Annotated in this window: 10 protein-coding genes; 9 read left to right on the forward strand and 1 reads right to left on the reverse strand. The window is 57.0% G+C overall.

Annotation, left to right across the window (positions count from 1 at the left end; translation table 11 throughout):
* Positions 1–239 precede the first annotated feature (239 nt).
* Complete coding sequence (gene hemQ / locus EL26_RS12285) at positions 240–1,046, reverse strand: hydrogen peroxide-dependent heme synthase (protein ID WP_081857159.1); 807 nt, start codon at positions 1,044–1,046, stop codon at positions 240–242.
* 167 nt (positions 1,047–1,213) lie between these two features.
* On the opposite strand from hemQ, the gene EL26_RS12290 reads away from it, so the two are divergent.
* The 9 genes from EL26_RS12290 to EL26_RS12330 all read left to right on the forward strand — a co-directional run bounded on the left by EL26_RS12290 (position 1,214) and on the right by EL26_RS12330 (position 13,810).
* Positions 1,214–2,971 carry an aromatic amino acid hydroxylase gene (locus tag EL26_RS12290; RefSeq protein ID WP_038089082.1) on the forward strand — a complete coding sequence of 586 codons (1,758 nt, stop codon included), beginning with the start codon at positions 1,214–1,216 and terminating at the stop codon, positions 2,969–2,971.
* 244 nt (positions 2,972–3,215) lie between these two features.
* The gene (locus EL26_RS12295; RefSeq protein WP_038089273.1) at positions 3,216–4,388 is read left to right on the forward strand and encodes a THUMP domain-containing class I SAM-dependent RNA methyltransferase; all 1,173 of its coding nucleotides are present in this window, start codon (positions 3,216–3,218) and stop codon (positions 4,386–4,388) included.
* A gap of 387 nt (positions 4,389–4,775) precedes the next feature.
* On the forward strand, positions 4,776–5,711 hold the full coding sequence (gene coxB / locus EL26_RS12300; RefSeq protein ID WP_038089084.1) for a cytochrome c oxidase subunit II: 936 nt from the start codon (positions 4,776–4,778) through the stop codon (positions 5,709–5,711).
* Between the two features lie 35 nt (positions 5,712–5,746).
* Positions 5,747–7,378 carry a cytochrome c oxidase subunit I gene (ctaD, locus tag EL26_RS12305; RefSeq protein WP_038089087.1) on the forward strand — a complete coding sequence of 544 codons (1,632 nt, stop codon included), beginning with the start codon at positions 5,747–5,749 and terminating at the stop codon, positions 7,376–7,378.
* Positions 7,379–7,452: 74 nt separating this feature from the next.
* Positions 7,453–8,418 carry a COX15/CtaA family protein gene (locus EL26_RS12310; protein WP_038089090.1) on the forward strand — a complete coding sequence of 322 codons (966 nt, stop codon included), beginning with the start codon at positions 7,453–7,455 and terminating at the stop codon, positions 8,416–8,418.
* A 32-nt stretch (positions 8,419–8,450) separates the two neighbouring features.
* On the forward strand, positions 8,451–9,386 hold the full coding sequence (cyoE, locus tag EL26_RS12315) for a heme o synthase (RefSeq protein WP_038089093.1): 936 nt from the start codon (positions 8,451–8,453) through the stop codon (positions 9,384–9,386).
* Positions 9,387–9,410: 24 nt separating this feature from the next.
* Positions 9,411–10,043 (forward strand): hypothetical protein, encoded by a 633-nt coding sequence (locus tag EL26_RS12320; RefSeq protein ID WP_038089096.1) that lies wholly within the window; start codon positions 9,411–9,413, stop codon positions 10,041–10,043.
* 267 nt (positions 10,044–10,310) lie between these two features.
* The gene (locus EL26_RS12325) at positions 10,311–12,050 is read left to right on the forward strand and encodes an ABC transporter ATP-binding protein (protein ID WP_038089099.1); all 1,740 of its coding nucleotides are present in this window, start codon (positions 10,311–10,313) and stop codon (positions 12,048–12,050) included.
* Positions 12,047–13,810 (forward strand): ABC transporter ATP-binding protein, encoded by a 1,764-nt coding sequence (locus tag EL26_RS12330; RefSeq protein ID WP_038089100.1) that lies wholly within the window; start codon positions 12,047–12,049, stop codon positions 13,808–13,810. The genes EL26_RS12325 and EL26_RS12330 overlap by 4 nt, the downstream gene beginning before the upstream one ends.
* The last annotated feature ends 139 nt before the right edge of the window (positions 13,811–13,949 follow it).

Here is a 13,949-nt window from a genome sequence, read left to right on the forward strand (position 1 = left end):
CACTTGAACGTCGAGGTCGAACATGATTTCCATTAGAATCATTCCTCCTTTACATAAAATGTACTAGGAAGTATGTCTAGGAAGTATTGTAAGTGAAGTTTGGCAAGAGCTGTTGAGAAAATCAGCTCCATGTATTAATGATATCACGATTAATTTTAATATTCAATATTTATGTTATACGAAAAATAGAAAAACCCCTCCGACAGTTTATCCATCGAGGGGGTTGCCATTGCTCTACCTTACACTTGCAGCATCTTGACCAGTGCTTCGTCGTCGAGCAGGTTGCCCACGAGGAAGTCGCCGAACTCGCCGTACTTCGCGGAGACTTCGTCGAAACGCATTTCATAGACGATGTGCTTGAAGTTCACCGGATCGTTGGAGAACAGCGTGACGCCCCATTCCCATTCGTCGAAGCCGACGGAGCCGGTGATAATCTGCTTGATTTTGCCCGCGTATTTGCGGCCGGTCATGCCGTGGGAGCGCATCAGGTTGCGGCGCTCGTCCATCGTCAGGGTGTACCAGTTGTCCGCACCGGAGCGTTTTTTGTTCATTGGGTAGAAGCAGATGTGCTTGTACGGCGCGAGTTCCGGGTACAGGCGTTCGCGAACTTGCGGGTTTTGGTACGGGTCTTCGCCCGGCGCATGCACGTAGTTGGAAAGCTCCACCACCGACACATAGGAATAGGTCGGAATCGTGAAGTCCGCAAATTTGCTCTTGTTAAACGCAAGCTCCACTTCTTGCAGCTCTTCAAAGGTCGGGCGCAGGAACATGAACACCATGTCCGCTTTGTGACCGATGATGCTGTAATGCGCGGTGCTGCCGTTTTTGTCCGCTTGGTTTTGCGCCCAAGACGCGCGCAGGCTTTGGAGTTCGTCCAGCGCCGCTTGGCGGTCTTCTTCGCTTGCCAGTTTCCACGCTTCCCAGTCAATTTTGCGGAAGTCGTGCAGTACGTACCAGCCCTCCAGAGTCAACAGGGCTTCATTTTTCGGCTGCTCCGCTTGGGCCGGAGCACCGTGTCCGTGTCCTTGGGTCGGATGCGTCGTCATGTCTAACATCTCCCTTGTTATGTAAAATCACACCGATTAGTATACCACAAAAAGCCCCTTGCCACATCGAGCAGGTCGTGCTAGGATAGCTTTAACGCTGTTAGGCTTTTATGCTTTTGGGCAATAAAGCGTTCAGCCAAAACCCACGTAATGAGGAGGAAAGTGCGATGACATCCAGTACCTTACCGAACACGAAACACATCCCCGCGCATCTGCGCCCGTTTGTGGTGGAACAGGATTATCCGCGCTATACGCCGGTTGACCAGGCGGTGTGGCGCTATGTTCTGCGCCAAAACAGCGCATTCTTGAGCGAAAAGGGATATGGCTCGTATCGGGACGGGCTGGCGTTCACCGGCATGTCGGTCGAGCGGATTCCCCGCGTCGAAGAGATGAACGAAGTGCTCGCGCCGCACGGTTGGGGCGCGGTGGCGATTGACGGGTTCATTCCGTCGGTCACGTTTTTCGATTTCCAAGCGCACGGGCTGCTCCCGATCTCCAGCGACATCCGCATGCTCCAGAACATCGCGTACACTCCGGCCCCCGACATCATCCACGAATCGGCGGGCCACGCCCCGATGTTGATACATCCGGCGTACGGCGAATTCCTAAAGCACTTCGGCCGCATCGGCGCGAAGGCGATGTCTTCGAAACAGGACGTCGCCGTCTACGAAGCGATGCGACTGGTCTCTATTTTAAAGGAAGACCCGTCCGCGTCCGCCGAGCAGATCACCGCCGCCGAGCGCGATTTGGACGCTGCTCTGGCCGCCAAAACGGAGGAATCGGAAGAGACGCTGATCTCCCGCCTCTACTGGTGGACGGTGGAGTACGGCCTGATCGGGACGCTTGACGATCCGAAGCTGTACGGCGCGGGTTTGCTGTCTTCGATGGGGGAGAGCCGCAGTTGCTTGCTGCCGTCCGTCGAGAAGATTCCGTTCTCGTTGGAAGCGGCGCTCGCCACCGACTTCGACATCACCCGTCCGCAACCGCAGTTGTTCGTCTCCCGCGACTTCGACGAACTCATTGAAGCGGTTGAACGCTTCGCCGACACGATGGCGTTTCGCGTCGGCGGAACTGCTTCTCTGAAAAAAGCGCTGGATTCCGGATCGCCCGCGACCGCTGTCTACAGCTCCGGTCTGCAAGTGAGCGGTGAATTCGCTGCGCTGGAGTTTGACGAAGCGGGAGAAGCGGTCTACCTGAAAACCACCGGCCCGACCGCCTTGGCGGTTTCCGACAGCCAGCTTCCGGGGCACGGCATCGACACCCACAGCGAAGGCTTTGGTTCGCCGATCGGCAAGATTCGCGGAGTGGAAACGCCGTTGGAGGAGATGACCGATTCGCAACTGCGCGAACTGGGCATCGTCGCGCACGAACAAGCGAACTTGGAGTTTGCGTCCGGCGTGCGTGTCGAAGGCGTCGTGAAGTACGTCCAACGCGTCGACGGCAAAGTTGTGCTGATCGGGTTTGAAGACTGCACGGTGACACTGGCGGAGAAGGTGCTGTTCCAAGCGGCATGGGGCACGTTTGACATGGCGGTGGGCCAACGGATTGCGTCTGTGTTTCCGGGCGTTGCCGATCCGGAGCAATTCCATGCGCACGCGTACAAACCGTCGGAAACGCACACGGTGCGCCCGGCGTACAGCGAGCAGGAGAAACTTGTCCACGCGCTGTACCAGAACGTTCGCGATCTGCGCGGGAGCAAGTTGAACAGCGAGGGAATGGAAGCGGGCGTGCTGGCGGTGCTCGACCAAGTGGAGGAACACGGGGTCGGCGACTGGCTGTTGCGCGTGGAAATTCTCGAACTGCTCGTCGCCCATCATCTGTTGCCGCACGTGCAAGCTGCCGTGCGCGCCGATCTGGAGCGGCTTGCGCAGGAGAAGCCGGAATGGGAATCGCTGATCCTCAACGGGTTGAAGTTGGTAAGCTGAGCCGAGCAGAGGAGCTGAGAGTTTTTTTGAGCGGAGGCGTTTTTGAGCTGAGGTAGTTTTGGGTCTCCCGACCCCGCAGTATATTATTGAAGAGACCAGACCGCAGGGCGGTGCTGGTCTTTTTTGTCGAGGTTGGAATATTGCTTGGGAAATAATGTCGAGTTTTTGAGAAACGAGCGGTATAATGGGGGATGGATCGCTCAACACTACATAAGAAATCCAAGAGAAAACGGAAGTGAAGCCCGTGTCGAAAGTCACATTGATCGCTACGGCCCCGATGGGGTTGGAAGCGATTGTTGCCCGCGAAGTTAAAAACCTCGGCTACACCGATGTCCGCACGGACAACGGCCGCGTCGAGTTCGATGCTGACGAGAGCGCGATTGCCCGCTGCAACCTCTGGTTGCGCACCGCCGATCGCCTGCTCGTGAAAATGGGCGAGTTCAAAGCTACCACCTTCGACGAGCTGTTCGAAGGCACCAAAGCGCTGAACTGGCCGGATTGGATTCCCAAGGACGCCGAATTCCCGGTCGACGGGAAGTCGCAGAAGTCGCAACTCTCTTCCGTCCCCGCCTGCCAAGGGATCGTCAAAAAAGCGGTAGTAGAGAAACTTAAGGAAGCGTACAACATTGAATGGTTTGAAGAGACCGGCGCGCTGTACCGCATCCAAGTCTCGCTGCTCAAAGACATCGCGACGATCACGATCGACACGTCCGGTGTCGGCTTGCACAAGCGCGGCTACCGCAAACTGACCGCGCAAGCCCCGCTCAAAGAGACGCTGGCTGCGGCGCTGGTCGATTTGAGCCGTTGGGGTCCGCACCGCCCGTTCATCGACCCGTTCTGCGGCTCGGGCACGATTCCGATTGAAGCGGCGATGATCGGCCGCAACATCGCGCCGGGGATGCACCGCGATTTCTCCGCGCAAAACTGGCCGACGATCCCGCAATCGGTCTGGGACCGCGCTCGCCAAGAAGCCAAAGACCTCGCCAAGTACGATGTGCCGCTGGAGATCATCGGCTCCGACATCGACGCGGAAGTGCTGTCGCTCGCGAATTACCACATTCGCCAAGCGAAGTTGGGGGAAGGCATCCGACTGAAGAATTTGCCGGTCTCCAAGATGAATTTCGACCAACAGTACGGCGTCATCGTCTCCAACCCGCCGTACGGCGAGCGGATCGGCGAACGCAAGGACGTCGAGCGCGCGTACAAAGACTTGGGTCACCTCACGAACCAAAACGACACGCTCTCCGTGTTCGTGCTGACATCCAACTTGATGTTCGAGCAATTCTACGGCAAGAAAGCGGACAAAAAACGCAAACTCTATAATGGTAGAATTGAATGCAACCTCTATCAGTACCTCGGCAAACTCCCGCCGCGCCCGCCGCGTGAAGACGCCGGAAAACAAGAAACCCTCTCCTGAGCAGGAGGGGGTTTTTTGCCTGCAAAAAGCCACGAATTTCGACAAACTACTATCGGATGCCCCGCTTCTCCTGTTATACTTCAAATGATTCAGAAAACGAATGGTTGGAAGGGAGCAGTGAAGCGCGTCCTGAGGGCTTTTTCTTCGTTGGTCCAGGAACTTCAACGGCGGTCTATGAGGGAGTTCCCTGAAGTATGCCTGCAAAAAACGAAGATTTCGTGGCAACAGTCACACTTTTGTCAAGAAAATGACCAAAATGGACATAAAAAAGAAAGCATGAGATACCCAAGAACTAGTATAATACGATGGTAGAATGCTGTCTGAACACGTCGAGAACGCTTGTCTCCGTGTTCCACAGGCAATTATTCGTAGATAGGAGGAGGACAAGTGGGAGGATTTAATTTTGGGCTTCCAGAGGCGCTGACTCAGACCGCAAAGGATATCGACGGTCTGTTTGGTATGATCTTCTGGATCACTCTTTGTGTGTTCGTTCTGGTCGAAGGCCTCTTGGCAATCTTCCTTATTCGGTACAGACGCAAGCATCCGGATAAGCAAGGATACGCGATCCATGGCAGCACCAAGGCAGAAGTTATCTGGACCCTCATTCCGGCCGTAATTCTGGTATTCATCGGGGTGTGGAGTTCCGGGATGGTTTACACCATCCAAACCCCGCCGAGTGACGTCTACGAAATCAAAGTCACCGGTATGAAATGGTCGTGGGAGTTCGAGTACCCGAACGGCGCGAAGTCTTACGGTGAACTTCACATCCCGAACGATCGTAACGTCATGTTCAAAATTACGTCCAAGGACGTGATTCACTCGTTCTGGGTTCCGGAATTCCGCATGAAGCAAGACGCTGTTCCGGGCCGCGTTACGTCGTACACGGTCAATGTCAAGGACATTGCCCAAGCGGGATCCGAGTACAAGGAACGGATCATCTGCGCCGAGTACTGCGGGAACAACCACTCGAAGATGTTGGCGAACCTCTTCATCGACGATGGAAAGAAATTTGATTCGTGGGTAGAGACGGAGAAGACCCGCAAGAAGACCGACGCAGCGTACGTCATCCAAGCGAACGGCTGTACTTCTTGCCACACCATCGACGGCGGCAAGTCCGCAGGTCCGACTTGGAAAGGTCTCTACGATTCGGACCGCAAGCTCGCAAACGGACAGTCGGTGAAAGCGGATGACGCGTACATCAAGGAGTCCATCACCAACCCGAACGCGAAAGTTGCAGAAGGTTTCCAACCGATGATGCCGACGTTCCAGCTTGACGAAGAGTCGCTGAACAACGTTGTGCAGTACATCAAAACCCTGAAGTAACACCAATCACTCAAATCACGTTGGGGGTGTAAAACTTGGCAGCTACGGGAGAGGTTAAACGCAAGTCGTTCTTCCGTGATTGGATCCTCACCGTCGACCATAAGAAGATCGGTCTGATGTACCTGTTCACCTCGCTGGTGTTCTTCTTCGTTGGTGGTGCGGCTGCAATCCTGATCCGTACCCAGCTGGCGCTTCCGAACAATGTGGTTCTTGAACCGCAACAGTTCAACCAAGCGTTCACCGTGCATGGTACGATCATGATCTTCCTCTGGATCATTCCGATGCTGACCGGCGCGTTCGGTAACTACTTGGTACCGATCATGATCGGCGCATACGATATGGCGTTCCCGCGAATGAACGCTCTGTCCTACTGGCTGTTCCTCTTGGGCGGCATTGTGCTGTTCATTTCCTTCTTGGTAGGCGCAGTTCCGGATGTCGGTTGGACGGCATATCCGCCGTACTCGATTCAATCGCAAGGCGCAGGTCTCGATCTGTGGGTCACCTCGGTCCACATTCTCGGCTTGTCCTCCATTTTGGCAGCAATCAACTTTATCGTTACTACACTTAACATGCGCGCCCCGGGCATGACGCTCAACCGCATGCCGCTCTTCGTCTGGGCGAACTTGGTTACTTCCTTCATCCAGCTTTTCGGTACGCCGGCACTGGCAGGCGCAGTCACCACGCTGCTGCTTGACCGCCACGCTCACACCGCATTCTACGATGTGGCAAACGGCGGCGACCCGATGATGTATCAACACTTGTTCTGGTTCTATTCTCACCCGGCCGTTTATGTTATGGTTATCCCGGCGATGGGTATTGTTTCTGAAATCATGCCGGTCTTTGCACGCAAACCGATCTTCGGTTATAAAGCGATTGCATACTCTTCCGTCATGATCGGTTTCCTGGGCTTCTTGGTCTGGGCTCACCACATGTTCGTAGCAGGTATGCAAATGTCTGCCGGCGTTCCGTTCATGATCACCTCCATGATCATCGCGGTTCCGACGGCAATCAAGATCTTCAACTGGCTCGCCACCCTCTGGGGCGGCTCCATCAAGTACACCACTCCGATGCTGTTTGCATCGCTCGGCTTTATCGGTCTCTTCACGATCGGCGGTCTCTCCGGGATCTTCCTCGGTGCGGTTCCGATCGACTTGGATCTGCATGATACCTACTTCGTAGTCGGTCACTTCCACTATGTCGTCTTCGGCGGCTCGATGGTTGCGATCGTTGCAGGTCTCTACTACTGGTTCCCGAAAATTACCGGTCGTATGTACTTCGAGAAGTTCGGCCAGTTTTCGTTCTGGCTGTACTTCATCGGCACGAACTTGACCTTCTTCCCGATGTTCCTGATCGGTCTGAAAGGCATGCCGCGCCGCGTGTTCTACTACCAGCCGGACCTTGAAACGCTCAACCGCGTTGCAACTGCAGGTTCTTACCTGATCGGCTTTGCTTCGCTTCTGCTCGTCGTCAACCTGTTCTACGCGGCGTTCAAAGGTGCGAAAGTCACCTCTGACAACCCGTGGCAAGCAGATACGCTCGAGTGGACCCACACGCAAACTCCGCCGTCCGAGTTCAACTTCGAGGCGCTTCCGCACGTTACCTCGGAGCCGTACAACTTCGGCGAAAAGCGCAAGGGTCATCTCGACGATGACGGTGTAACGGCGTAATTCAGTTTGACCCGTTCGAAGATGGGTCGCTGACGGCTGGTAAATTTGACTGAGAATAGAGAGGAGAATTCACTATGGGTTATCGTCTTCCTTTGGTTACGACCATCGTCACGTTTCTGATGATGATCCTCGGTGCCGTCGTGGTTGGGACGCAGGCGGGTTTCGCCTGCCCTGATTGGCCGCTCTGTCACGGTCAAATCATACCTTCGTTCAATGACCCCCTTGTGTTGATTGAATGGTTCCATCGCACCACAAGCGCATTGGGCGGACTCCTGATCTTGCTGACGGCTGTACAGGTTTTTCGTTACCGCAAGCAAAACCCGGTCTACGTGAAATTTGCCGTAGCCATCGTGATTTGCTTGGCTGTGCAAGCACTGGCAGGCGCGGCGATCGTCGTGTTTAAGCTTCCGGGCTACATGACCACGATCGACGTGACGAACGGGATGTTCTTGGTCAGCATCTTCGCAGCGCTGACCGCACGCGAATACCGCATCCGCGAGGTTGCACAGAACCGCACGACGGAGGAGCAGGACGCGCGTCAAGCCGCGCTGTTCACTCCGGCGGCGGTGCTGGTCGGCGTGACGATTCTGCAAGTGGTTGTCGGCGGTTTGTTCCGCCACACCGGCGCTTCAGAAGCGCTGTTTGGACGCAACGACTATGTGAAGAATCACTTCCAAGACTACATGCTGTCGGAAACGGTCGCGAACGCGTTCCTGATGTTCCACATCATGCTGACCGTCTTGGTTGTCGCCGCCACTGTCTGGGTGGTCGCACAAGCGCTGCGCAACAAGATGTTCGTCACTCCGGCCCTTGTGTTGGTGGCGATCGTCCTTCTGCAATCGTTGCTTGGCTTCGTCACACTGGGTACAGAATTGGCCCTGTCTCCTGCGACGGCTCACCTCGGAGGCGCCGCGCTGACAATGGTAGTGGGTGTCTATATCGGAGCACGAGCTCGCTTTGCGAAAACGGTGAAAGCCGTGTCCAGCAAAAAGGAAGCTGACAAGAAAGTCAGCAACCGCGTTGTCGTCGGAACGAACTAAGCAATTTTTCAACTAGATTGGGGAGGGTATCGATGGAACAAACTGTGCAAACCGCAAATACCAAGCGCTCGAACCCGGTCATGGAACCGGGTCCGCTTTCGGAGACGGGAACGTGGCGTGACTTTGTCTCCGTGACGAAGGTCGGCATTACGGTCGCCAACCTGATGACGGTGTTTGCAGGTCTGTGGTTGTCTTCTTCAGCACAAGCGAACGGCAGCTTGATTCTCTGGACTTTGCTTGGCACGGCGCTGGTCATCATGGCCGGCACCTGCTTGAACAACTATATCGACCGCGATTTGGACCGCTACATGGAGCGCACGGCGAAACGAGCGCTGGCAAAAGGAAGCTTGAACCCGACCACCGTTATGTGGATGGGCATCGGCTTCGCTGTCGTCGGTACGGCGATCTTGACGTTCCTCGTCAATCCGCTGACCGCCATCATCGGTCTGATCGGACTCTTCGACTACGTGGTGGTCTACACCATGTGGCTGAAGCGCACGTCGACGCTTTCCACCATCGGCGGAGCGATCTCCGGTGCAGTGCCGATCGTCATGGGCTGGACGGCGTACTCGAACAGCTTTGATATGGGAGCTTTTTCGATATTCCTGATCATGTTCATGTGGCAGATGCCGCACACGCTGGCGCTCTCGATTCGCCGCTCCCAAGACTACGGCAAAGCGGGCATCCCGGTTCTGCCGGTCGTCAAGGGTTTTGAAGTCACCAAGCGTCACATGATGCGTTGGGTGGCTGCGATGATTCCGGCTTCCATTCTCGTGTTCAACTTCACGCACGCAGACATGGGGTATCTCGTGACGATGATGGTGCTCGGACTCGCTTGGTTCATTCACACCATCTTCGGTTTCTTCGCAAATGACACGATTCGTTGGGCTCGACAATCGTTCGTGATTTCGTTGATCTACTTGACCTCGATGAGCATCGTGCTGATCGTGGAAACATCCTTGCTGTAATCCTGTAAGATTGGAGGGAATAAGATGAGTGCACATCATGCTCCGGATTGGGTGCCGCACCGCAGCGGCACCGGTTCGAAAGACGATGGGATCCTCGCAACGTGGCTCGGGTTGCTCTCGTTCACGTTTTTCTACGGCACTTTCCTCGCAGCGAACGTCTACCTGCGCGGTTGGGCGCCTGACAAGTTCACCGTAGATTTCGGGGCCAACGCCGATCTTCCGGCTCTGACCACCATCTGTCTGCTGGTTGCAGGATTTGTTGTCCTGCTGGCGGGTTCGTTCTTCCGCAACAACCAGTACAAGAAATTCCAAGGCACCATGATCGTTGCAACGCTCGCGTTCTTCGGCTACGCGATCTTGCAAATGTGGCTGTTGGTGGACGCGTACTACCTGGGTACCGCTGCATGGACCACGCACCTCGCGCTGTACTCGCTGCAATTTGCTCTGGCGATTGTCGACATCATCTTCGTGTTGATGATCGGGAAGAAATTCGCAGAGCGCAACGAAAAAGCACTCCGTCGCTTGGTACCGGCTGCAATGTCGGTGTTCATGTACACCGTCTTGGTCGGCATCCTCACTCTGGTCGTGACCGACATGATCACCGTTGGTCAATTCGCTTCGTGGTGCGGTGAGAAACTGACCGCGATCGTGAAGTAATTCGAGGAGGTAGAGTTATGGGACTGATCGGTTTCGCACTCGGTGCATTTGCTTTCGCTGGCTTGGTCTGGCTGACCAGCGTTTATGTATCCTCCTTCGTGACCAAGAAGTAAGGGCAAACGATTCACTTGAAACGAGTAACTTCAAACGAGCATGGAAGACAACCGTCTTGCGAAAAGCAAGGCGGTTTTCTCTATTTTCAAAATCCCTCTTCCATTCCCTGTAAGTCAGTGTTAGAATAACCACTCATAAGAGGGGGGAACTACTGTGGATCTGTTTCGCAAAACATTCGAACACTTCAAACCTTACAAAACTCAGATCACGCTGACGTTTCTCTGCGCTGTGATCGCCGGAGCGGTGGCGACGTTGCCGCCGATCTTGACGGGGAGGTTGGTCGACGAGGTGTTGCCGCTGCATCTGACGAGCGCGCTCTATTGGCTGGTGCTCGCGGTGCTGGGGTCGTTTTTTCTGAAGGTGACGTTTGAGTCCCTGCAAGAGTATATTCAAGTCCGCATCGGTCTCGACGTGATTTCCGACATGCAGATGCGGGCGTTTCGCAAACTGCACCGCGCACCGATGTCGATGTTTGCGACCACGCCGCGCGGCGACATCCTGTACCGCCTGACGCACGACGTTGAGGCGATCCAACAGCTGAACTCGACGGTCATCCCGCGTTTTGTCCAACAGTTGCTCGGCGCCATCGCGGCGTTTGCCGCCGTCATCGCGCTGTACTGGCCGGTGGCGGTGCTGATGGTCGCCGTGTTCGCCATCTATCTCTGGCCTTCCTTCAAATTAGGCAAAAAAGTCCGCGGTCTCAGCGCTACCCAGCGCGACATGCTGGCGGATCTGTACTCGCACGCGCAAGAGAGCATCGAATCGATCAAGCTCGTGCGCACGCTGCACTTGGAGGACCGGGAATACAACCACCAAAACGACGGCCTGCAAGCGTGGAAAAAATTCGCCATCCGCGCCGCTTTGATCTCCAAAGTAAACTGGCGTCTTGGCAACTTGCTGCAAATCATCGTACCGGGTCTGGTCATGCTGCTCGGAGGCTATGCCGTCTGGCGCGGTCAGATCACGGCGGGGACGCTGGTGTCGTGCATCGGGTTTATCCCGGCGATGTTCATGCCGATCCGCTCCTTGGCGGAGAACGCGCTGACGATTCAGCAGGCGATTCCGGCGCTGCACCGCCTCTACGAATACTTCGATCTGCCGGAAGAGCAACCGGCGGGCTTGCCGAAGTTCGGCACCGTCCAAGGCAAGATCGAGATGCAAGACATCTGGTTCCGCTATCCGGGCACGGAAGACCCGGTGCTGCGCGGCATCTCGCTGAACGTGGAACCGGGCCAGCACATCGGCCTCGTCGGAGCGAGCGGCGGCGGCAAGTCGACGCTGATCCAAGTTCTGCTCGGCCTCTACTCGCCGGAACAGGGCCGCGTCGCCGTCGACGGATGCGACCTCAACGAGTACGACCGCAACTCGTTCCGCTTGCAAGTGGGTGTCGTCTCCCAGGAGACGTTCCTGCTCAACGAGACGTTGCGCAAGAACTTGCTGTACAGCAAACCGGATGCTACGCAAGCGGAACTCGACCGCGCCTGTGAAGCAGCCGGTCTCGCGGAGATGATCGACGGGCTGCCGGACGGCTATGAGACGATCGTCGGCGAGCGCGGGTTGAAACTCTCCGGCGGGCAGAAGCAGCGCGTCGCGATGGCGCGGGCGATCCTGCGCCATCCGCAAGTGCTGATCTTCGACGAAGCGACGTCCTCGCTCGACGGCGAGACGGAAGAGCGCGTGCAAGCGGCGCTGGAGGAGTTGATCCCCGGCCGCACCACGATCACGATCGCGCACCGCCTCGTCACCGTGCGCAACTGCGACCGCATCTTCGTGCTGGTCGGGGGTCAAGTCGCCGAGTCCGGCACGCATGAGGAATTGCTGGCGCTGCAAGGCGAGTACCATCAACTCTACACGGCGCAATACAGCGAACTGGAGAAGGGGGAAGCGGTATGACACAAGCGAAAATCAGCGACGGACGCCGCGTCCTGCAACTGCTCCGGCCGGTCAAAAACTGGGTGATCGCCGATGCCCTCGTCATCTTCTTGAGCCAATCCACCGGCGAATTGCTTCCGGCGTTGGCGCAAAGCTGGCTGCTCGACAAGATCCTGCCGAACAACGCGTCGGGCCTTCTCTGGGGCTTGGCGGCGCTGTTGGTGTTTGCGGCGGTGTTCGACCTCGGGATGATGGTCATCGACGAATACTTCTGCCACCAAGTGGCGAAGACGGTCACGATGACGCAGAAACTCCGCCTCTTCCGCCATCTGCAGCTCTTGCCGTTCAATTTCTACCACGAGAACCGCACGGGGGAATTGCTCGCCCGCGTCAACGATGACCCGGACACCCTGCACAACTTCCTCGCGTGGGAAGGCTCGACGCTGATGGCGTCCGTCCAAGGCTCGATCCTCTATTACGCGGTGCTCGCGTTTATCAACCCGTGGCTCGCGCTGGCGGCGCTCGGGTTCGGTGTCCTCTTCTACTGGACATCCAACAAGCTTGGCGACCGCACGCGCCGCGCTTCCGCCGACGCGCGCCGGGAAGCGTCGCGCTACTTGGAACGTTTGCGCGAGTCTGTCACCGGCATCCATCTCTCGCGGGTGCTCGGCGTCGCGGAAACGGAAATCCAAAGCGTCGCGGAGATCCGCAAGGACTTCATCCGCGAAAGCCGCCGCGAGTTGAAAGCGCGCCTGCAGGCGTTCGTCGTCATCGGTTCCTACAACGGCATCGCGCTCGCCGTCGTCTACGGCCTCAGCGCCGCGCTGATCTGGAACGACAAGCTCTCCATCGGGGAGATGATGGCCGCGTCCTCGCTGGTCGCCATCGCCGCGAACCAACTGCAGCGGATGTTGCGCAACTGGTTGTCCGTCCGCCGTACCGGACCGGCGCTCGACCGCTCCGACCTGCTCTTGAACGAGGCGACCTCTCCGGCGGAAACGGAGCGCAAAGCCACCCTCCCGCAAGTGGCGGGCGAACTGCAGGTGGAGCACCTCGCGTTCGGCTATCCGGGCAAACCGGAGCGCGTGCTGCACGACATCTCGTTTCATGTGAGCCCCGGCGAAGCGGTCGCGCTGGTCGGCCCGTCCGGGTCGGGCAAATCGACGATGGTTGATCTGCTGCTGCGCCTCTACGAACCGGAGCACGGCCAGATCCAGCTCGACGGACGTCCGATTCACGAACTGGACGCCCGCTGGCTGCGTCAACAGGTCGCCGTCGTCTCGCAGGAAGTGCAATTGCGCAACGGCAGCCTCGCCGACAACTTGCGCCTCGGCAACCCGCAAGCCACCGACGAAGAACTGCTGGCGGCGATTCGCGACGCCGGGTTGCAGGAGTTCTATGACGCGCTGCCCGACGGCTTGAATTCGTCGGTCGGGGAGCGGGGCAACTTGCTGTCCGGCGGGCAAAAACAACGCCTGTCGCTCGCCCGCGCCCTCGTGCGCAACGCGCCGCTCCTCGTCCTCGACGAAGCGAGTTCCGCGCTGGACCCGATCACCGAACACCTCGTCAACGAAGCGATCGCCGCACGCCGCACGAAGCAGACCGTGCTGGTGATCACGCACCGCCTCTCCACCGTGCTCTCCGCCGACCGCATCATCGTGCTGGAAAACGGACGCGTCGTGGAAACGGGGCACCATGAAGAGCTGCTCCAAGCGGGAGGCGTCTACGCCCGCCTCTTCAAACGCGAAGCAGAAATCGGGGAGAGCGTGTTCGCTTCCTGATGACGCCGGCCGATCCCTCCGCCCGTCTGCTTGAAAAAAAGACCGTGTCCCGCACACTTTTCGCGGGCACGGTTTTATTTTTTCCCATAGCCTCCCAGCAGGAGATTGTCGATCAAACTCGAAATTTAATCAGGTTAGT

Origin of the sequence: Tumebacillus flagellatus (assembly GCF_000714935.1) — a bacterium.
In the GTDB taxonomy this organism is placed as follows: Bacteria; Bacillota; Bacilli; order Tumebacillales; family Tumebacillaceae; genus Tumebacillus; species Tumebacillus flagellatus.